Origin of the sequence: Halomonas sp. Y3, from assembly GCF_024137965.1 — a bacterium.
Taxonomy (GTDB): domain Bacteria; phylum Pseudomonadota; class Gammaproteobacteria; order Pseudomonadales; family Halomonadaceae; genus Halomonas; species Halomonas mongoliensis.
Genome location: NZ_CP099975.1, coordinates 39,398 through 57,655, shown reverse-complemented (window position 1 = coordinate 57,655; position 18,258 = coordinate 39,398). Strand labels below are relative to the sequence as shown.

The following is an 18,258-nucleotide window of genomic DNA, read 5'->3' as shown; positions in this document are numbered from 1 at the left end:
GCATTCTCCCGTGCAACCAATTTGCAACCGCAAGGCCTTAGACTTAAGTTGCAAGAGGCCGGAAAAACGTTGATCTGAAGCAGTTTTCTGCGGCACTTCGCCGGTTCGAGCGAGCCGACTTCCCGCGACAGGCTGGACATACAGTTTCACTAACAACTATGCTCGCCTCACATTCGGCTCACGCCGCACTCCTGCAACATCTTTCTTATCCCAAGACGCGCGCGTCGCCAGAGCGCGACGACCCTGACGAGACCGGAGACACCATGAGCAAGAAGTTCGCATCCCACGCCGATACCGAAGAGAAACAGGTCAGCTTCGAGAAGCTCGCCGAGGGCCTCTACGCCTACACCGCCGAGGGCGACCCCAACACCGGCATCGTGATCGGCGATGACAGCGTGATGGTCATCGATACCCAGGCCACCCCGATCATGGCCCAGGATGTGATCCGCCGGATCCGCGAGATCACCGACCTGCCGATCAAGCACGTGGTGCTGACCCACTATCACGCCGTGCGCGTGCTGGGCGCCTCCGCCTACAACCCCGAGAACATCTACGCCAGCCAGCACACCTATGACCTGATCGTGGAGCGCGGCCAGCAGGACTACGAGTCCGAAGTCGGCCGCTTCCCGCGCCTCTTCAAGGGCGTGGACTCGGTGCCCGGCCTGACCTGGCCCAACATCGTCTTCCAGGAAGAGCTGACGGTGTTCATGGGCAAGCGCGAGGTGCGCATCATCCACCTGGGCCGAGGCCACACCAAGGGCGACACCATCGTCTGGCTGCCCGAGGAGAAGGTGATGTTCGCCGGCGACCTGGTCGAGTACGGCGCCACCCCCTATACCGGCGACGCCTACCACGAGTACTGGCCCGCCACCCTGGAGCGCCTGGAGGCCATGGCGCCCCAGAAGCTGGTGCCCGGCCGCGGCGACGCCCTGCAGACTCCGGAGAAGTGCCAGGAGGCCATTCAGGGCACCCGCGACTTCCTCAACGACATGTACGAGAGCGTCAAGGCGGGCAAGGCCGCCGGCAAGTCGCTCTCCGAGTGCTACGCCGAGACCTACGCCCTGCTCAAGCCCAAGTATGGCCACTGGGTGATCTTCGACCACTGCGTGCCCTTCGACATCACCCGCTGCTACGACGAGGCGGGCGGCGAGTACCCGGATCCGCGCATCTGGACCGCCGAGCGCGATACCGCCATGTGGCATTCCCTGCAGGAAGTGGTCGAGAACCAGTAACGCCCTGCTTTCCCTACGTTCAAGACATGCGGCGCCGGTAGCGCCCGAGGAGAGGGGGCCACCCCTCTCCCACAGTCCTGCCGCCGAAGCGCCGCGGTCGGAGGAGCCATGCCGAATACCTACAAGAATCCCGTCTACCCCTACCGCCGCCCGCCCGAGCTGGACAGCGGCGAGGTGCGCCACTGCCCGGTGGTGATCGTCGGCGCCGGCCCCTCGGGCCTGGCCGCCGCCATCGACCTGGCCCGCCAGGGCATCGAAAGCGTGGTGCTGGACGACAACAACACCGTCAGCGTGGGCTCGCGGGCCCTGTGCTTCGCCAAACGCACCCTGGAGATCGTGGATCGCCTGGGCTGCGTGGAGCCGATGCTAGAGAAGGGGGTGACCTGGCAGCACGGCCGCGTCTTCTTTCAGGAGCGCGAGGTCTACGACTTCAACCTGCTGCCGGAGGATGGCCACCGCATTCCCGCCTTCATCAATCTGCAGCAGTACTACTTCGAAGAGTATCTGGTAAACCGCATTCATGAGTTCCCGGCGCACATCGACCTGCGCTGGGAGCAGAAGGTCGTCGAGGTCGACGCGCAGCCCGAGCGCACCGCCATCACCGTCTCCACCCGGGACGGCGACTACCGCCTGACCTGCGACTACCTGCTGGTGGCCGACGGCGCCAACAGCCGGATTCGCGACATGCTGGGCCTGGAGAGCCGCGGCCAGGTGTTCCAGGACCGCTTCCTGATCGCCGACGTGGTGATGAAGGCGGACTTCCCCACCGAGCGCTGGTTCTGGTTCGACCCGCCCTTCCACCCCAACCAGTCGGTGCTGCTGCACAAGGAGCCGGACAACGTCTGGCGCATCGACTTCCAGCTGGGCTGGGACGCCGACCCGGAGGAGGAAAAGAAGGAGGAGAACATCCGCCCCCGCGTCCAGGCGATGCTCGGCGAGGAGGTGGAGTTCGAGCTGGAGTGGGCCAGCGTCTACACCTTCCGCTGCCGCAAGATGGACAGCTTTATCCATCACGGCGTGGTCTTCATGGGCGACGCCGCCCACCAGGTCTCGCCCTTCGGCGCCCGGGGCGCCAACGGCGCCCTGCAGGGGGTCGACAACCTGGTCTGGAAACTGGCGCGCATCCTCAAGGGCCAGGCCTCCGCGGCGCTGCTGGCCACCTACGACGACGAGCGCCAGCACGGCGCGGCGGAGAACATCCTCAATTCCACCCGGGCCACGGATTTCATCACGCCCAAGAGCCGGGTCAGCCGGCTGTTCCGGGACGTGACCCTGGAGCTCGCCGAGCACTACCCCTTCGCCCGCAGCCTGGTCAACAGCGGCCGGCTCTCCATGCCCTGCCGCTACGACGGTTCGCCCCTCAACGGCCCGGACGCCGAGGGGGCGCCCCGGGAACTGCGCCCGGGCAGCCCCGCCAAGGATGCGCCGGTGCGTCGCGACGGCGAAGCCGCGTGGCTGCTCAACCAGCTCGGCGACCGCTTCGTGCTGCTGCTGGACGGGCGAATGGATGAGGCAGGCGCCGCGCCCCTCGCCGCGGAGCTGGACGCACTGCTGGCCCGCCAGCCGGATCTCGACGCGGTGATCATCGGTCCCGCCCCCGACGCCCTGGCCGCCCTGCCGCGCAGCCGCGTGGTGGAAGACAGCGAAGGCCTGGTCGGCAGCCGCTACGGCCTCACCGCCGGCGGCGGCTATCTGCTGCGCCCCGACCAGCACGTCGCCGCCCGCTGGCGCGCCGTCACCGCCGCCGGCGTCAACGATGCCCTGGCCCGCGCCCTGGGCGCCCATCTCGCCGCGACCGCCACCACCACTCAGGGAGGCCGCCATGCCACGGCTTGAGCTGAACCCCAGCTTCACCGACCCGGACGCCTTCTACGCCGCGCTCACCGAGACCCACCGGGAGCACAGCGAAGAGGAGATCGAGCGGATCAATGCCCGCCTGATCCTGCTGCTGGCCAACCACATCGGCGACCAGCAGGTGCTGGAAGAGGCGCTGGCCATCGCCGGCCGAGCCGAGGCTTCCACAGCGGAAGCGGCGGCTCGCTGAACGGCCGCCTACTAACAAGAGAGGATAGTTCCATGACCCGCGAGACACTCGAGTACCAGAGCGGTTTCGGCAACCACTTCGCCAGCGAGGCGCTGCCTGGCGCCCTGCCCGAGGGGCAGAACTCGCCCCAGCGCTGCGCTTACGGCCTCTACGCCGAGCAGTTCACCGGCTCCGCCTTCACCGCGCCGCGCCACCAGAACTTCCGCAGCTGGCTCTACCGCATCCGCCCCTCGGTCTCACAGAGCGCCTACCGGCCGCTACCCGACCGCGCCGTGGCCACCGCACCGCTGGCCCGCCCCGCCGCCGACCCCAACCAGATGCGCTGGGATCCGGTGCCGCTGCCCGAGGCGCCCACCGACTTCGTCGATGGCCTGCTGACCATCGCCGTCAACGGCGATGCCGGCACCCAGGCCGGCTGCGGCGTGCACGTCTACGCCTTCAACCGGGATATGACCGAGCGCTTCTTCTACAACGCCGACGGCGAGCTCCTGATCGTGCCCCAGCAGGGCACCCTGCGCCTGCGCACCGAGATGGGCGAGCTGGAGGTCGCCAGCGGCGAGATCGTCCTGATCCCCCGCGGCATCAAGTTCCAGGTGCGTCTGGGAGCGGGGGTCGACGCCGCCCGGGGCTATGTGTGCGAGAACTACGGCAGCCCCTTCGAGCTGCCCGGCCTCGGCCCCATCGGCGCCAACGGCCTGGCCAACCCCCGCGACTTCCAGAGCCCGGTGGCGGCCTATGAAGACCTGCAGGGCGACTTCGAGCTGGTGGCCAAGTTCTCAGGGCGTTTCTGGGCCACCGACCTGGACCACTCGCCCCTGGACGTGGTGGCCTGGCACGGCAACGTCACCCCCTACAAGTACGACCTGGCCAACTTCAACACCATCAACACGGTGAGCTTCGACCACCCGGACCCCTCGATCTTCACCGTGCTGACCTCCGCCTCCGACACGCCGGGGATGGCCAACATCGACTTCGTGATCTTCCCGCCGCGCTGGATGGTGGCCGAGAACACCTTCCGCCCGCCCTACTTCCATCGCAACCTGATGAGCGAGTTCATGGGCCTGATCCACGGCGAGTACGATGCCAAGGCAGAAGGCTTCCTGCCCGGCGGCGCCAGCCTGCACAACTGCATGTCGCCCCACGGCCCCGACGCCGACACCTTCGAGAAGGCCAGCAATGCCGAGCTGACGCCCCAGTATCAGGGCGCCACCATGGCCTTCATGTTCGAGAGCCGCTACGTCTATCATCCCACCGAGGCGGCGCTGGAAGCGGAGTTCCGTCAGCGCGACTACGTTGACGTCTGGTCGACCCTGCGCTCCCACTTCGACCCGAACCGGCCCTGAGCCACGCCAGCACCACATGATTGACGACGGGGTCGCCACGCGGCCCCGCCCCCCGACGACAAGGATGGAACCACCATGAAACTCGCCACCCTCAAGAGCGGCCGCGACGGAGAGCTGCTCCTGGTCTCCCGCGACCTGACCCGCGCCGTCTCCGCCGCCGATATTGCCCCCACCCTGCAGCAGGCCCTCGAGAACTGGGACGCGCTGAGCCCGAAGCTCGAGGCCCGCTACGCCGAGCTCAACGAGGGCCGCGCCGAAGGCGCCTTCGACCTCGACCAGAGCCGGCTGCACTCACCGCTGCCGCGCAGCTACCACTGGGCCGACGGCTCCGCCTATCTCAATCACGTCAAGCTGGTGCGCCAGGCGCGCAACGCCGAGATGCCCGAGACCTTCTGGACCGACCCGCTGATGTACCAGGGCGGCGGCGACAAGTTCCTCGCTCCCACCGAGGAGATCGAGGCGGTCAGCGAGGAGCACGGCATCGACTTCGAGGGCGAGATCGCGGTGATCACCGACGACGTGCCCATGGCGGTGACCCCGGAGCAGGCGGCCGGCCATATCAAGCTGGTGATGCTGGTCAACGACGTCAGCCTGCGCGGCCTGATCCCCGGCGAGCTGGCCAAGGGCTTCGGCTTCTTCCAGGCCAAGCCCGCCTCCAGCTTCTCGCCCATCGCCGTGACCCCGGATGAGCTGGGCGACGCCTGGCAGGACGGGCGGGTGCATCTGCCGCTGACCGTGCACCTGAACGGCGAGAAGTTCGGCGAGCCGGAAGCCGGCCCGGACATGATCTTCGGCTTCCCGGAACTTGTCGCCCATGCGGCGAAGACCCGCTACCTGGGCGCCGGCGCCGTGGTCGGCTCCGGCACCGTCTCCAACCCGGACGCCGACGGCGGCCCCGGCAAGCCGATTGCCGACGGCGGCGTGGGCTACAGCTGCCTGGCCGAGGTGCGCATGGTGGAGCAGATTCTCCACGGTGCGGCCAAGACCCCCTTCCTGCGCTTCGGCGACCGGGTGCGCATCGAGATGTTCGACCGCGACGGCAAGAGCATCTTCGGCGCCATCGACCAGCAGGTGGTGAAGTACCAGCCCTGAGGTATAACACCCAGCAAGGAGTCAGTATGACCACCCTCTACGGCTACTTCCGCTCGTCCGCCGCCTACCGGGTTCGCATCGCTCTGAACCTCAAGGGTCTGGCCTACGACCAGTCCCCGGTCAACCTGGTAAAAGGCGAGCAGCGTGGCGAGGAGAACCTCGCCCGCCACCCCCAGGGTCTGGTGCCGAGCCTGGTGACGGACGACGGCCTGGTGCTTACCCAGTCCCTGGCGATCTGCGAATACCTGGACGAGACGCATCCCGAGCCGCCGCTGCTGCCGGCGGACCCCGCCGGCCGTGCCCGGGTGCGCGCCCTGGCCCAGCTGGTGGCCTGCGAGATCCACCCGCTCAACAACCTGCGGGTGCTCAAGTATCTGGTTGGCACCCTGGATGCGGACGAGGCCAGCAAGCTGGCCTGGTATCGCCACTGGGTCACCGAGGGCTTCGCCGCCCTGGAGACGATGCTGTCGCGGGAGGCCGGCAGCGGCGACTTCTGCCACGGCGACACCCCCACCCTGGCGGACCTCTGCCTGGTGCCCCAGGTGTTCAACGCCGAACGCTTCGAGTGCGATCTCACGGCCTACCCGCGGATCCGGCGCATCACCGCCAACTGCCGGGCCCTGGACGCCTTCGCCCAGGCCGCGCCGAGTGCGCAACCGGACGCCGGCTGAGCTAGAATAAGCAGGCTAATGATAAGCGGGCGCCTTTCCAACCGGAAAGGCGCCCGCCTCGCGTTCCCGAGCCTTTCCACGATCCGATAGGCCTCACAGCAGAAGGAACACCGGGTGCTCAAGCTGACCTCTCCCGCCACGGTGGCGACCCTGGCCGCGCTGACCGCGCTGGGCCCCCTGGCCACCGACATGTACCTGCCCGCCATGCCAGCCATGGCCGAGGCGCTGGGCACCGGCCCGGACCGGGTGCAGCTGACGCTGAGCCTCTACATGGCCGGCTTCGCACTGGCCCAGCTGCTCTGCGGCCCGGTCTCGGACCGCTTCGGCCGCCGCCCGGTGATGATCGCCGGGATCGCCCTGTTCCTGGCGGCAAGCCTGCTCTGCGCCCTGGCGCCGAACATCGAGTGGCTGCTGGTCGGCCGCTTCCTGCAGGCCTTCGGCGGCGCCGCCGGCCCGGTGCTGGGGCGCGCCGCGGTGCGCGATATCCACGGCCCTCTGGAGGCAGGGCGCATCCTCTCCTACATGGCCAGCACCATGGCGCTGGCCCCGGCCCTGGCCCCGGTGGTGGGGGCGGGGCTGCTGCTGTTCTTCGGCTGGGAGTCGGTGTTCGTGGTGCTGGCGCTCTATGCCGCGGTGATGCTCGCCGTGCTGGTGCTGCTGCTGCCCGAACCGCTGCCCCGGGAGCGCCGCCAGTCGATCGCCCCGCGGGCGATACTGGCCAACTTCCGTCTGCTGCTGGGCCAGCGCACCTTCATCGGCTATACGCTGGTCAACGCCGCGGCCTTCTCGGGGCTCTTCGCCTACCTCTCCGGCTCGTCCTTCGTGCTGATCGAGTACCTGGGCGTGGCGCCGACTCTCTACGGCGTGCTGTTCACGCTGATCGTGGCGGGCTTCTTCGCCGGCACCCTGGTCAGCGGCCGCTACAGCCACCGCCTGGGGCGCGACCGGCTGATCACCCGGGGCACCCTGATCTGTGCAGCGGGAGGCGCCGCCATGGCCGGCCTGGCCCTCCTCGGCGTACATACTCCCTGGGCGGTGGTGGGCCCGCACATGGTGTTCATGCTGGGGGTGGGCATCCTGATGCCCCAGACCATGGCCGGCGCCCTGGCCCCCAATGCGCAGTGCGCCGGCGCGGCCTCGTCGCTGTTCGGCTTCCTGCAGATGAGCATCGCCGCGGTGGTGGGCGGCCTGGTGGGCCAGTTCCATGACGGCAGCACGCGCACCCTGGCACTTACCATCGGCCTGATGGGGCTGCTGTCGCTGGCGAGCCACCTGCTGCTGGTGCGCCGCCGCGCCGAGTCGGCCGAGCGCTGCCCGGCTGGCGAAGGCTGAGGGCAGGCACAGAGGAGAGCCTCGCCCGGCTGGGCGCACGTGCAGGTGCCACCATGCAGAAGGCCACGCGATGCGTGGCCTTCTGCATTACCGGTGCGATGCTGTCAGGCGGCCTCGGCGGCGATGGTCACCGGCCTCCCCTCACGCAGCTCCTCGAGCAGCCGCGCGCGGCGCGCGGCGGCCTTTTCCGCCGCCGCCTCGCGCACCGGGCCGAAGCCGCGGATCTCCTCGGGCAGCTTGGCCAGCGCCAGGGCGGTGGCGTGGGTGCCGGCGTCCAGGCGCGTCACCAGTTCGTCGAGCAGCGCCTCATACTCCGCCAGCAGGCGGCGATCCAGCCTGCGGTCGGCGCTGAAGCGGAAGGGGTCGAAGGGGCCGTTGCGCAGGCCGCGCAGCCGGGCCAACCCCTTCATCGCCTTGAGCATCCAGGGGCCGAAGCGGCGCTTTACCGGCCGGCCGCGGGCGTCCTTGCGGCCGCCCAGCAGCGGCGGCGCCAGGTGGAAGCTGAGCCGGTAGTCGCCGCCGAAGGTGGCCTCGAGCTCGGCGAGGAAGTCGCTCTCGGTGTAGAGGCGCGCCACCTCGTACTCGTCCTTGCAGGCCATCAGCCGGTAGAGCTGGGTGGCTACCGCCTGGGTCAGCGCCTCGCCGGCACCGAGGCGCGCCTCCGCCTCGCGCACCCGGGCCACCTTCTGCAGATAGCGCTCGGCATAGGCACCGTCCTGATAGCGCGTCAGCAGCCGCGCGTGGCGGGCGACCACCTCGTCGAGGCTGGCGTCGGCGGCCAGGGGCGCCTCGTCCAGGCGACGCTGCAGGGTCTCCGGCTCCACCGCCGCCAGGCGGCCCCAGGCGAAGGCGCGCAGGTTCTTCTCGATGGCCACGCCGTTGAGCTCGATGGCGCGCTTGAGCGCCGCCTCGCCCACCGGCAGCAGGCCCTGCTGCCAGGCGAAGCCGAGCATCATGACGTTGGAGAAGACGGTATCCCCCAGCAGCTGCTCCGCCAGGCGGTTGGCGTCCAGCGTCGCGAAGTTGGCCGCGCCCACGGCGTCGCGCAGCAGGCCGAGGCGCTCATCCGCCTGCATGTCGGCGTCGCGATAGAGCACATGGTCGGCGGTGGCCAGTTCGGCCAGGTTGGCTACCACCCGGGTGGTACCGGCCTTGAGCACGTCCAGGGCCTTCCTCGAGCTCGCCACCACCATGTCGCAGGCGATCACGGCATCGGCCTGGCCCGCCTCGATGCGCACCTGGTTAAGGTCGGCGGGCGCCGGCGCCAGGCGCACATAGCTCAGCACGGTGCCGCCCTTCTGGGCGAAGCCCATGAAGTCCAGCACGCTGGTGCCGCGCCCCTCCAGGTGGGCGGCCATGGTGATCAGCTGGCCCACGGTGACCACGCCGGTGCCGCCGACGCCTCCCACCAGCAGGTCGTAGGGGCGGGTGAGCAGGGGCGCCTGGGGCAGCGGCAGCGCTTCCACCTTGCGCCAGAAGGCCTCATCCACGCTGACCCCCTGCCCCTTACGCAGCTCGCCCCCCTCCACGGTGACGAAGCTGGGGCAGAAGCCGCCCACGCAGGACATATCCTTGTTGCAGGAGGACTGGTCGATCTTGCGCTTGCGGCCGAGCTCCGTTTCGCGAGGCACCACCGAGAGGCAGTTGGACTGCACCGAGCAGTCGCCGCACCCCTCGCAGACGTGGTGGTTGATGAAGACACGCTTGGCCGGGTCCTCCATCAGGCCGCGCTTGCGGCGGCGGCGCTTCTCGGCGGCGCACACCTGGTCATAGATCAGCACGCTGCAGCCAGGAATCTCGCGCAGCTCCCGCTGCAGGGCGTCCATCTCGTCGCGGTGGTGAAAGGTCACCCCCTCGGGAAACGCCTTCTCGTGACCGCGGTACTTCTCGGGCTCGTCGCTGACCACCGCGATGCGCTTCACCCCCTCGGCGGCGGAGCTCTGGGCGATCATCGGCACGGTGATCTGGCCGTCCACCGGCTGGCCGCCGGTCATCGCCACGGCGTCGTTGAAGAGCACCTTGTAGGTGATGTTGACCCCGGCGGCCACCGCCTGGCGCACCGCCATGGAGCCGGAGTGGAACCAGGTGCCCTCGCCCAGGTTCTGGAACACGTGGCCGTTACCGGTGAAGCGGCTCTTGCCCACCCAGTTCACCCCCTCGCCGCCCATCTGGATCAGCGACTCGGTGTTGCGCCCCATCCAGGAGGCCATGAAGTGGCAGCCGATGCCGGCCAGCGCCTTGCTGCCCTCCGGCACCTTGGTGGAGCTGTTGTGGGGGCAGCCGGAGCAGAAGTAGGGCAGGCGGCGCACGCCGCGCAGCTCGCGTGCCTCGGCGCGGCAGCGGTCCAGCTTGGCGAGGCGCGCGGAGAGGTCGATGCCGAAGAAGCGCTCGAGCCGTTCGGCCACGTAGCCGGCCAGCAGCCGCGGGCCGAGCTCACCCACGTAGGGGATCAGCGGTCGGCCCGCTTCGTCCTGCTTGCCGGTGATCAGCACCTCGCCGGGGCGGTCCGGCTCGGACATGTACTCCTTGATCTGGCTCTCGATGATCCCGCGCTTCTCCTCGATGACCAGCACCTCCTGCTTGGGGTGCACGAACTCGAGGATGCCGCGGCGGTGCAGCGGCCACACCATGCCCACCTTGTAGAGCTCCACCCCCAGCTCGCGCAGCTCCCGCTCGCCGAGACCCAGCAGGCGCAGCGCCTCCATCAGGTCCAGGTGGCCCTTGCCGGTGGTGACGATGCCGAAGCGCGCCTCCTCGTTGGCATAGAGGCGCCGATCGATGGGGTTGGCGGTGGCGAAAGCCTGCACCGCGGCCAGCTTGTGCTCGATGCGGGCCTCCAGCTGGGGCCCGGGCAGGTCCGGCCAGCGGTAGTGGAGGCCATCCAGCGGCGGCGTGAACTCCGGCGGCGCGAACTCGGGCAGCGGCGTGGCCTCGAGGGAGGCGCCACTCTCCACCGTCTCGGAGACCGCCTTGAAGCCGACCCAGCAGCCCGAGAATCGCGACAGGGCATAGCCCCACAGGCCAAAGGCCTCGTATTCGGCCAGGGACGCCGGGTTCACGACCGGCATGAACCAGGCCATGAAGGCCACGTCGGACTGGTGGGGCATGGAGGAGGAGACGCAGCCGTGGTCGTCACCGGCCACCACCAGCACGCCGCCGTTCGGGGAGCTGCCGTAGGCGTTGCCGTGCTTCAGGGCATCGCCGGCGCGATCCACGCCGGGCCCCTTGCCGTACCAGAGGCCGAAGACCCCCTCGACCTGCCGGTCCGGGTCGGTCTCCACCTGCTGACAGCCGAGCATCATGGTGGCCGCCAGGTCCTCGTTGATGGCCGGCACGAACTCGATGTTGGCCTCGGCCAGGGGCTCCCTGGCCTGCCACAGGGCCTGGTCGACGCCGCCCAGGGGCGAGCCGCGGTAGCCGCTGATCAGGCCCGCGGTGTGGCGGCCGTCGCGGCGGTCCAGGGCGGCCTGGCGCAGGGCGATACGCACCAGCGCCTGGGTGCCGGTGAGGAAGATGCGCCCGGTGTCGCGGGTATAGCGGTCGGCCAGGATATAGTCGTCGAGAGCGCCGTCGAGGGCATCGCCCGGGACGACGGCGGGGGTGTGAGCGTTCATGGTCGCCACCTCGGTCAAGGGTTCGTTATCGTTGTATGCTGCGAAGTCTAGACCCGATGGCGATAAAGGTGCTTTCGAAATCAACCGGCTAAGCGCTACTATATGAGACAGGCTTTCTTTTTTATTCTGGAAAGGAAATGATCTTTCCTATAACGACAAGATGTGAAATGCCCCATGCAAGAAGACCAGCTCGACGGCCACGACCGCCGCATCCTGAAGGTGCTCCAGCGCCACGGCCGCATCACCAACCAGGAGCTCGCCGAACAGATCGGCCTCTCCCCCGCGGCCTGCTGGCGACGGGTCAAGGCGCTGGAGGCCAGCGGCGTGATCAAGCGCTTCGCCGCCCTGGTGGACCCGGCCCGGGTCGGCCAGCCGCTCTGCGCCCTGGTGATGATCACCCTGCGCCGCCACAGCATCGACAGCACCACCGACTTCGAGGAGCGGGTCACCCAGTACCCGGAGGTGCTGCAGTGCTACGCCACCACCGGCAACGCCGACTTCGTGCTGCGGGTGGTGATCGAGGACATGGCCGCCTACGATCGTTTTCTCAACGAGAAGCTCTTCACCCTGCCGGGCATCTCCCAGGTCCACTCCAACTTCGTGCTGCGCGCGATCAAGGACGAGACCGCCATCCCCATGCCCTGACGTCAGGCGCGGTCGTCCTGGTCGAGGGTCGCCCCCTGGCGGGCCTCCTCGATGGCCGCCATCACCTGGTCGACGTCGGGCACCCGGTGGGCCAGGGCCAGCGCCAGCTGGGCCAGGAAGTGGCTCTCGTCGGCCTCCGGCAGCGCATCCAGGGTGGTGGCCAGGCGTTCGTAGACCCGTTCGAGGTCGGCGAAGGGCAGCGTCGGTGCGGTCATGATCATTCTCCTCCCAGGGTGGACGTCAGAGCCGCCTCGAGGGCGGTGGGGTCGAGGCGTTTCCAGCGAGCCGTCACGTGGCGGTCGGGGCGTGCCAGGTAGGCGCTGCCGGGCTCGGCGCCATAGCCGGCGAACAGGCTGCCATCCACGTCGACCAGGGTCTGGGCATCCGCCGGCGAACGCGCCACCCGCAGCAGGGTGAGGTCGTGACCCCGGGCCTGCAGGCTGTCGAGGCTCTCCCGCAGGGCCGGCGCGACGCGCCCATCCTCGCTGAAGTGCAGCAGGGTGAAGCCGGTGCCCAGGTGGTCGAGCAGGAAGTCGTCGTCGCCCAGGCGGCGATTGATCAGCGGCGCCCCCGGTATCGGGCCGGCGGCGAAGGCCGGGTCGTCGGCCAGGGTCAGCGGGCTCTCGGCGTAGGTGTAGGGGGTGACCTGGCGGGGGTTGGCGAAGCCGCTGGCGTAGTCGTTGTGGAAGGCCAGCGCCAGGGCAGCGTTGCGCATCCGCCGGTAGCCGCGACTCGGCGGGGTCATGAAACGGGTGCTCTTGCCGGCGTTGGCGAAGACGTCCAGGGTGGCACCGCGCCGCTCCGGGCTGTAGCTGTCCAGCAGGGCCTCCGGGGCCTGGCCCTTGAGCACCCAGGCGAGCTTCCAGCCGGCGTTGGCGGCATCGGCCAGGCCGTTGTTGAGCCCGCGCACGCCGAAGATCGGCACCAGGTGGGCGCTGTCGCCGATGAACAGCACGCGCCCGTGCCGATAGTCATCCAGCGCCAGGGTGTAGGCCTTGTAGAGGCTCCACCACTCCAGCTCCCACTCATCGCTCTCGTGCATCACCTCGCGAATGATCAGGCTCACCTTCTCGCGGATGCTGGCCTCCTCGACCGCCTGCTCCAGGTCCTCGTCGGGACCGAGCTGGTAGTCGATGCGCCAGATATCATCGGGCTGCCGGTGGACCAGAATGGTGGCGTCGGGCAGCGCCTTCGAGTGGAAGAAGGCGCGGCGCTCGGTGGGGAAGTCGGACTTGAGGCGCACGTCGGCGATCACGTAGCGGCCCTCGTAGGCCTGGCCGTGCAGGGAGAGCCCCAGCGACTCGCGCAGGCGGCTGCGCCCGCCGTCGGCGGCCAGCAGGTAGTCGCAGGCCAGCGCGTACTCCCCCTCGGGGGTGGTTACCCGGAGGGTCACGCCGTCGGCCTCCTGCTCGACCCCGGTGACCGCGCTCTGCCAGCGCATCTCGATCAGATCGCTCGCCTGGGCCTTGTCGATCAGGAACTGCTCGATGTACTGCTGCTGCAGGTTAAACATCGGGGCGTAGCGCTCCTGGTCGGAGTGCGGCATGCGAAAGCGATAGATCTCGCGGTCGCGGAAGTAGGTGCGCCCCTGGTTCCAGCCCAGCCCCTTCGCCGTGAAGGGCGCATCGACGCCGAGCTGCTGGAGGAGCTCCAGGCTGTGGCGGGAGATGCAGATGGCCCGGGAGCCGTCGTTGACGGTGGCCTTGTCGTCCAGCACCACCGAGGCGATGCCGTGGCGGGCCAGTTCCAGGGCGGCAGTCACCCCCACCGGGCCGGCACCGACGATGGCCACCCGGTGGCGCACCGCCTGGCCCGCGAGCTCGGGAGGACGCACGAAGGGGAAATGCGGATAATCGAAGTAGAGCGAATCGGTCTCTGAGCGTCCGGCGGGTCGCATGGCCTCTCTCCTGTCAGGGTTGGGCGCTGTTGTCTGACGAAATAGCTGTCTGACGGCAGACTACCCCCGGGCCGAACCGCCGATTGTCCCGGCAAAGAGGGGACAGAAACCCCACGCCCTGCGACGAAGGTGGCACTCCTGGCAACGTTGACCTCGACAGGCTCCTCCCCCGACTGGCCCGCCCTGCTGGCGGCCACGGCCGAGTGCGTGGCCCACCTGGGCACGCCGCGCTTCAAGGAGGACCTGATCGCTCTGCTGCACCGGGGAACCGGCATCGATCAGTGCATCCTGTTCGCCTATGGCGAAGGCGACAGGATGGAGACGCGGCTGGTGGACAACTCGCGCTTCCCGAAGGTGGCCGGGCGCCTCGCCGCCCTCTATGCCGGCGGGCTCTTCCGCCAGGATCCCCACTATCCCCGGCTGCGCCAACTGCTGGCGGAGGGCAGCGACGAAGCCCCGGGAGAGCTTGCGCCGATGCAGGCCGAGACCATGTCGCTGGCCTACCGCCGCCACCTCTTCGCCTTTCCCGATCTCGCCGACAAGGTCTCGCTGCTGATTCCCGGAGGCCCCGTCGTCTACTACCTCAACCTCTACCGGGACCTCGGCCGGGGGCGCTTCCGCCCCGACGAGCTGGCGACCCTCGGCGCCCTGATGCCCCTGCTGGCCAGCCTGATCCGCCGCCACTACCGCCAGGCGCGCCCCGCCGCCCTGCCCGCAAGCCCCGAGGAGGCCGCGGCGCTGGCGCCGCTCTCCGCCCGCGAGCGCCAGCTCTGCCTCTTTCTTCTGCGCGGCCACACCCTCAAGACCGCCGCCGCCGCACTCGATGTCGCCCTCTCCACCGCCGAGACCTACCGCAAGCGCGCCTACGCCAAGCTGGGGGTGCGCTCCAAGGCGGCGCTGGTGGGGCTGTGTCGGCGGGGGTAGGACCGCATCGGCGAGGCGCCGAAAGCAAGAAGCCCCGGCTCGTGGCCAGGGCTCTCGGCAGCAGGGCGGTATCCCCTCACTCGGCGGCGCGGCGCTCGAAGGCCTCGGCGTTGGGGCAGAAGCCGCGGCACTCCTCGACCTCGGCGCCGGCACGCATGGCCTGCCAGCAGTGGCCCACCACGGGGCAGGCGTTGCAGGTATCACGCAGGGCGCCGTAGCCAGGCTCGGCGGCCAACTCGGCATCCTGCAGGCCGAAGCGCTGCATCATCACCGGCATCAGGGTCTTCGCCGGCACGAAGGTGGCCGGCAGCCCCTCCGCCAGCTGCCGAGCCATCTCGCGCTCGAAGCCCCGCTCCAGGGGAGAGTTGAGGTCGGTCAGCAGCTTCTGGTAGGTCGTGCCCGCCTCGTGCTGGACGTCACGCACCAGCTGAGGGGTGGAGGCGGCGTAGCAGCGCTCGGTCAGTCGCTCCCACCAGGTTGTACGCTTGAGCTGTGCAGTGGCCATGGTGATGCTCCCGTCAGGTGATCATATGTCTGGGCTCAGTATCGACCCGCATGCGCCTTGCCGCCTTGACCGAGATCAAAATAGTTTCAAGCGAAACTACTGAGCTCAGATCAGTCACGCTTCCGTGAAGCCAAGGGCGCGGCGGAGTACACTAGCGCCCGTCCATCCCCGCCAGCCGAGGCCGCCCGATGAGTTCCCACCTGCTCTCCGTCGATTCCCTGACCCGTGACCACGTCGATCACCTGATGCGGGTCGCCGCCCGCATGGAGCCCATTGCCCAGCGGCGCCAGGTCACCCGCGTGCTGGAGGGGGCCGTGCTCGGCAACCTCTTCTTCGAGGCCAGCACCCGCACCCGGGTCAGCTTCAACGCCGCCTTCTGCCGCCTGGGCGGCAGCGTCTGCGACACCACCGGCTTCACCTTCTCCTCCATGGCCAAGGGCGAGTCGCTCTACGACACCAGCCGGGTGATGAGCGGCTACTGCGACGCCATCGTGATGCGCCACCCCGACCAGGGCTCGGTGGCGGAGTTCGCCGCCGCCATCAAGGTGCCGGTGATCAACGGCGGCGACGGCCCCGGCGAGCACCCCAGCCAGGCGCTGCTCGACCTCTACACCATCGAGAAGGAGTTCGCTCGCCTGGGCAAGCAGCTGGCCGGTGCCCACGTGCTGATGACCGGCGACCTGAAGTTCGGGCGCACCGTGCACTCGCTGATCAAGCTGCTCTCCCTGCATGAGCCCATGCGCATCACCCTGGTGGCCCCGCCGGGCCTGGAGATGCCGAGCCAGCTGATCGACCTGGTCACCTCCCGGGGCCACCGCGTCGAGCAGCGCGAGAGCCTGGCCCAGGACTACCGGGACGTGGACGTGGTCTACACCACCCGCATCCAGAAGGAGCGCTTCACCGAGGAGATGAGCGAGGGCTTCAGTCTCTCCCGGGACTTCACCGTGGATCGCGCCTTCCTCGACCGGCGCTGCAGCGACACCACCATCGTCATGCATCCGCTGCCCCGGGACAGCCGCCCCGGCGCCAACGACCTCGACGTGGACCTCAACGGTGACCCCCGCCTGGCGATCTTCCGCCAGACCGACAACGGTATCCCGGTGCGCATGGCGATCTTCGCCACCCTGCTCGAGGTGGACGACCTGATCGAGAAGGAGCTGCGCCCGGTGCGCTGGTTCGTGCCCGCCAAGCTGGGCGTTGACGACCGCGAGATCTGAGGCGTAGCGAGGCGCGCCACTTCGCCTATGCTGATGAGGTTCAGAGGGGACGGCCAGCGCGCCGCCCCCACGTCGGCCGGAGGAGTGACCCATGAATCTGCAACGCGCCTACCGCCTGCTGGCGGTCTTCTATTCCCTGCTGCTGCTGATCGGCCTGATCGCCCTGCTCGCCGGAGGGGGCACCCCGCTGGCCCTGGCGCAGCTGGTGGTCGGCGGCCTGGCGGTGGTAGGGCTCTGGGGGTATGTCCTGCAGCGCGGCTTCATGGGGCCGCGGATGTGGCGGCCGCTGGCCGGCGTGCTGGCGGTAGGCGCCGCGCTGCAGCTCTTCGCCCTGCTCGCGACGTCACCGGACGGCGTCACCGCCACCTGGATGCTGACCAGCGCCGTCTTCTCGGCGCTGCTGGTGGTGATCCTCTACCGCTACGGCGATCGCGACCAGGCGATCTGGGCCACCGCCAAGGCGATCGCCGACGGTCACCGGCTGGAGACCAAGCTCGCCAGCAAGGCGCCCCTGGAGGGGCACAGGCGCGATGGGGGGCGGGAGGCCAGCGTCAGGGTGGTCAAGGCGGGCAGCGAGTACCGTACCCGGGTGGTTCGGCGGCGCGACGGCCGGCAGGAGGAGTTCGACGCCAGCTTCCACCATCCGGCCACCCTGGTGGCCTTTCTCGAGCAGTTCACGGAGCTCTCGGTGGAGGACCTGACGCCCGCCGCCTGAGCCGCTCAGCGCCCGGGCAGCCCCTCCCGGGCGGCGAACCAGCGCTCGACGATCAGCACCGCGCTGATGCCGTCGACGCTCGCCTCCCGGTAGTTGCCGCGGTGGCCGAGCTCCCGGGCGATCACCTTGGCCTCGCCGGTGGAGCCGCGTTCGTCGACCATCTCGCAGGGCACCCCGAAGCGGCCGAAGAGCCGCTTGCCGAACTTGCGGGCGCGGGTGCTCATCGGCTGCTCCTCGCCCTCGGCGGTGAGCGGCAGGCCCACCACGAAGAGGTCCGGCCGCCACTCCTCCACCAGCCTGGCCACCTGCTGCCAGTCGGGGATGCCGTCCCGGGCCGGCAGGGGGTCGAGCTCCCGAGCGCTGGCCAGCAGCTCGTTACCCACCGCCACGCCGATGCGCCGGGTACCGAAGTCGAACCCCAGGATCAGCCGCTCGCCCTCGCGCGCCATCAGGAGTGGCCCGCCTCGCGGGTCATCAGGTTGAGGTCGACGCCGAGGATGCCGGCAGCGGCGCTGAGGCGCTGCTCCGGCGGCACCTCGAAGAGGATGTCGCTGCGCCCCTCCACGGTGAGCCAGGCGTTGTCGAGCAGCTCCTGCTCCAGCTGACCGGACTCCCAGCCGGCGCAGCCCAGACAGACCAGGAAGTGCTCGGGGCCCTCGCCGGCCGCCAGGGCCTGGAGCATGTCCATGGAGGTGGTCAGGGCCAGCTCCTCGGTGACCTGGATGCTGGAGTCCCAGGGGGTGCTGGAGCCCCGGTGCAGGATGAAGCCGCGATCCTTGTGCACCGGGCCCCCGAAGTAGACCGGCGCGTTGCGGTGGGGGCTCTCCTCGCCGCCGAGCTCCAGCTGCTCGAAGAGCGCCTCCAGGGTGAGCTCCAGAGGGCGGTTGACGATCACCCCCATGGTGCCCTTCTCGTCGTGGTCGCACAGATAGCCGAGGCTACCGGCGAAATTGGGGTCTTCCAGGTGCGGCATCGCCAGCAGGAAGTGGTCCTTCAAACCGAAATGTTGCATGAGACTCCCCGGCGG

At 69.3% G+C, this 18,258-nt stretch carries 17 protein-coding genes; 11 read left to right on the top strand and 6 right to left on the bottom strand.

What is annotated here, in order from left to right:
- Nucleotides 1-263: 263 nt before the first annotated feature.
- The 7 genes from NHL60_RS00260 to NHL60_RS00230 all read left to right on the top strand — a co-directional run bounded on the left by NHL60_RS00260 (nucleotide 264) and on the right by NHL60_RS00230 (nucleotide 7,714).
- A complete protein-coding gene (locus NHL60_RS00260) occupies nucleotides 264-1,232 on the top strand; it encodes an MBL fold metallo-hydrolase (protein ID WP_253447422.1) in 969 nt (322 codons plus the stop codon).
- A gap of 108 nt (nucleotides 1,233-1,340) precedes the next feature.
- Complete coding sequence (locus NHL60_RS00255; RefSeq protein ID WP_253447419.1) at nucleotides 1,341-3,068, top strand: FAD-dependent oxidoreductase; 1,728 nt, start codon at nucleotides 1,341-1,343, stop codon at nucleotides 3,066-3,068.
- A complete protein-coding gene (locus NHL60_RS00250; protein ID WP_253447416.1) occupies nucleotides 3,055-3,276 on the top strand; it encodes a DUF2783 domain-containing protein in 222 nt (73 codons plus the stop codon). The genes NHL60_RS00255 and NHL60_RS00250 overlap by 14 nt, the downstream gene beginning before the upstream one ends.
- A gap of 32 nt (nucleotides 3,277-3,308) precedes the next feature.
- A complete protein-coding gene (hmgA, locus tag NHL60_RS00245; RefSeq protein ID WP_253447413.1) occupies nucleotides 3,309-4,619 on the top strand; it encodes a homogentisate 1,2-dioxygenase in 1,311 nt (436 codons plus the stop codon).
- 75 nt (nucleotides 4,620-4,694) lie between these two features.
- Nucleotides 4,695-5,711 carry a fumarylacetoacetate hydrolase family protein gene (locus NHL60_RS00240; RefSeq protein WP_253447410.1) on the top strand — a complete coding sequence of 339 codons (1,017 nt, stop codon included), beginning with the start codon at nucleotides 4,695-4,697 and terminating at the stop codon, nucleotides 5,709-5,711.
- 26 nt (nucleotides 5,712-5,737) lie between these two features.
- A complete protein-coding gene (maiA, locus tag NHL60_RS00235) occupies nucleotides 5,738-6,382 on the top strand; it encodes a maleylacetoacetate isomerase (RefSeq protein WP_253447407.1) in 645 nt (214 codons plus the stop codon).
- Nucleotides 6,383-6,496: 114 nt separating this feature from the next.
- A complete protein-coding gene (locus tag NHL60_RS00230; RefSeq protein ID WP_253447405.1) occupies nucleotides 6,497-7,714 on the top strand; it encodes a multidrug effflux MFS transporter in 1,218 nt (405 codons plus the stop codon).
- 104 nt (nucleotides 7,715-7,818) lie between these two features.
- Here NHL60_RS00230 and NHL60_RS00225 read toward each other — a convergent pair whose 3' ends face one another.
- On the bottom strand, nucleotides 7,819-11,328 hold the full coding sequence (locus tag NHL60_RS00225) for an indolepyruvate ferredoxin oxidoreductase family protein (protein ID WP_253447402.1): 3,510 nt from the start codon (nucleotides 11,326-11,328) through the stop codon (nucleotides 7,819-7,821).
- 174 nt (nucleotides 11,329-11,502) lie between these two features.
- Between NHL60_RS00225 and NHL60_RS00220 the strand changes: the two genes are divergently transcribed.
- On the top strand, nucleotides 11,503-11,973 hold the full coding sequence (locus NHL60_RS00220) for an Lrp/AsnC family transcriptional regulator (protein WP_253447399.1): 471 nt from the start codon (nucleotides 11,503-11,505) through the stop codon (nucleotides 11,971-11,973).
- Between the two features lie 2 nt (nucleotides 11,974-11,975).
- Here the strand turns inward: NHL60_RS00220 and NHL60_RS00215 are convergent, their stop codons facing one another.
- Both NHL60_RS00215 and NHL60_RS00210 read right to left on the bottom strand, forming a co-directional pair.
- The gene (locus NHL60_RS00215; RefSeq protein ID WP_253447396.1) at nucleotides 11,976-12,188 is read right to left on the bottom strand and encodes a hypothetical protein; all 213 of its coding nucleotides are present in this window, start codon (nucleotides 12,186-12,188) and stop codon (nucleotides 11,976-11,978) included.
- Nucleotides 12,189-12,190: 2 nt separating this feature from the next.
- Complete coding sequence (locus NHL60_RS00210; RefSeq protein ID WP_253447393.1) at nucleotides 12,191-13,870, bottom strand: FAD-dependent monooxygenase; 1,680 nt, start codon at nucleotides 13,868-13,870, stop codon at nucleotides 12,191-12,193.
- A 129-nt stretch (nucleotides 13,871-13,999) separates the two neighbouring features.
- On the opposite strand from NHL60_RS00210, the gene NHL60_RS00205 reads away from it, so the two are divergent.
- Entirely contained in the window at nucleotides 14,000-14,794 is a 795-nt protein-coding gene (locus NHL60_RS00205) for a LuxR C-terminal-related transcriptional regulator (protein WP_253447390.1), read from the top strand.
- 76 nt (nucleotides 14,795-14,870) lie between these two features.
- Here the strand turns inward: NHL60_RS00205 and NHL60_RS00200 are convergent, their stop codons facing one another.
- Complete coding sequence (locus tag NHL60_RS00200) at nucleotides 14,871-15,299, bottom strand: hypothetical protein (RefSeq protein ID WP_253447387.1); 429 nt, start codon at nucleotides 15,297-15,299, stop codon at nucleotides 14,871-14,873.
- A gap of 188 nt (nucleotides 15,300-15,487) precedes the next feature.
- Here NHL60_RS00200 and pyrB point away from each other — a divergent pair, with 188 nt between their 5' ends.
- Nucleotides 15,488-16,516 carry an aspartate carbamoyltransferase gene (gene pyrB, locus NHL60_RS00195; protein ID WP_253447384.1) on the top strand — a complete coding sequence of 343 codons (1,029 nt, stop codon included), beginning with the start codon at nucleotides 15,488-15,490 and terminating at the stop codon, nucleotides 16,514-16,516.
- 91 nt (nucleotides 16,517-16,607) lie between these two features.
- Complete coding sequence (locus tag NHL60_RS00190) at nucleotides 16,608-17,231, top strand: hypothetical protein (RefSeq protein ID WP_253447381.1); 624 nt, start codon at nucleotides 16,608-16,610, stop codon at nucleotides 17,229-17,231.
- A gap of 5 nt (nucleotides 17,232-17,236) precedes the next feature.
- Here NHL60_RS00190 and ruvX read toward each other — a convergent pair whose 3' ends face one another.
- Both ruvX and NHL60_RS00180 read right to left on the bottom strand, forming a co-directional pair.
- The gene (gene ruvX / locus NHL60_RS00185; RefSeq protein ID WP_253447378.1) at nucleotides 17,237-17,680 is read right to left on the bottom strand and encodes a Holliday junction resolvase RuvX; all 444 of its coding nucleotides are present in this window, start codon (nucleotides 17,678-17,680) and stop codon (nucleotides 17,237-17,239) included.
- Complete coding sequence (locus NHL60_RS00180; protein WP_253447375.1) at nucleotides 17,680-18,243, bottom strand: YqgE/AlgH family protein; 564 nt, start codon at nucleotides 18,241-18,243, stop codon at nucleotides 17,680-17,682. The genes ruvX and NHL60_RS00180 overlap by 1 nt, the downstream gene beginning before the upstream one ends.
- Nucleotides 18,244-18,258 lie beyond the last annotated feature (15 nt).

What these genes read in the sequence shown, in the direction of transcription:
- NHL60_RS00260 (WP_253447422.1), top strand. Translation starts at nt 264, where the DNA reads ATGAGCAAGAAGTTCGCATCCCACGCCGATACCGAAGAGAAACAGGTC.
- NHL60_RS00255 (WP_253447419.1), top strand. Translation starts at nt 1,341, where the DNA reads ATGCCGAATACCTACAAGAATCCCGTCTACCCCTACCGCCGCCCGCCC.
- NHL60_RS00250 (WP_253447416.1), top strand. Translation starts at nt 3,055, where the DNA reads ATGCCACGGCTTGAGCTGAACCCCAGCTTCACCGACCCGGACGCCTTC.
- hmgA (WP_253447413.1), top strand. Translation starts at nt 3,309, where the DNA reads ATGACCCGCGAGACACTCGAGTACCAGAGCGGTTTCGGCAACCACTTC.
- NHL60_RS00240 (WP_253447410.1), top strand. Translation starts at nt 4,695, where the DNA reads ATGAAACTCGCCACCCTCAAGAGCGGCCGCGACGGAGAGCTGCTCCTG.
- maiA (WP_253447407.1), top strand. Translation starts at nt 5,738, where the DNA reads ATGACCACCCTCTACGGCTACTTCCGCTCGTCCGCCGCCTACCGGGTT.
- NHL60_RS00225 (WP_253447402.1), bottom strand. Translation starts at nt 11,328, where the DNA reads ATGAACGCTCACACCCCCGCCGTCGTCCCGGGCGATGCCCTCGACGGC.
- NHL60_RS00220 (WP_253447399.1), top strand. Translation starts at nt 11,503, where the DNA reads ATGCAAGAAGACCAGCTCGACGGCCACGACCGCCGCATCCTGAAGGTG.
- NHL60_RS00215 (WP_253447396.1), bottom strand. Translation starts at nt 12,188, where the DNA reads ATGACCGCACCGACGCTGCCCTTCGCCGACCTCGAACGGGTCTACGAA.
- NHL60_RS00210 (WP_253447393.1), bottom strand. Translation starts at nt 13,870, where the DNA reads ATGCGACCCGCCGGACGCTCAGAGACCGATTCGCTCTACTTCGATTAT.
- NHL60_RS00200 (WP_253447387.1), bottom strand. Translation starts at nt 15,299, where the DNA reads ATGGCCACTGCACAGCTCAAGCGTACAACCTGGTGGGAGCGACTGACC.
- pyrB (WP_253447384.1), top strand. Translation starts at nt 15,488, where the DNA reads ATGAGTTCCCACCTGCTCTCCGTCGATTCCCTGACCCGTGACCACGTC.
- NHL60_RS00190 (WP_253447381.1), top strand. Translation starts at nt 16,608, where the DNA reads ATGAATCTGCAACGCGCCTACCGCCTGCTGGCGGTCTTCTATTCCCTG.
- ruvX (WP_253447378.1), bottom strand. Translation starts at nt 17,680, where the DNA reads ATGGCGCGCGAGGGCGAGCGGCTGATCCTGGGGTTCGACTTCGGTACC.
- NHL60_RS00180 (WP_253447375.1), bottom strand. Translation starts at nt 18,243, where the DNA reads ATGCAACATTTCGGTTTGAAGGACCACTTCCTGCTGGCGATGCCGCAC.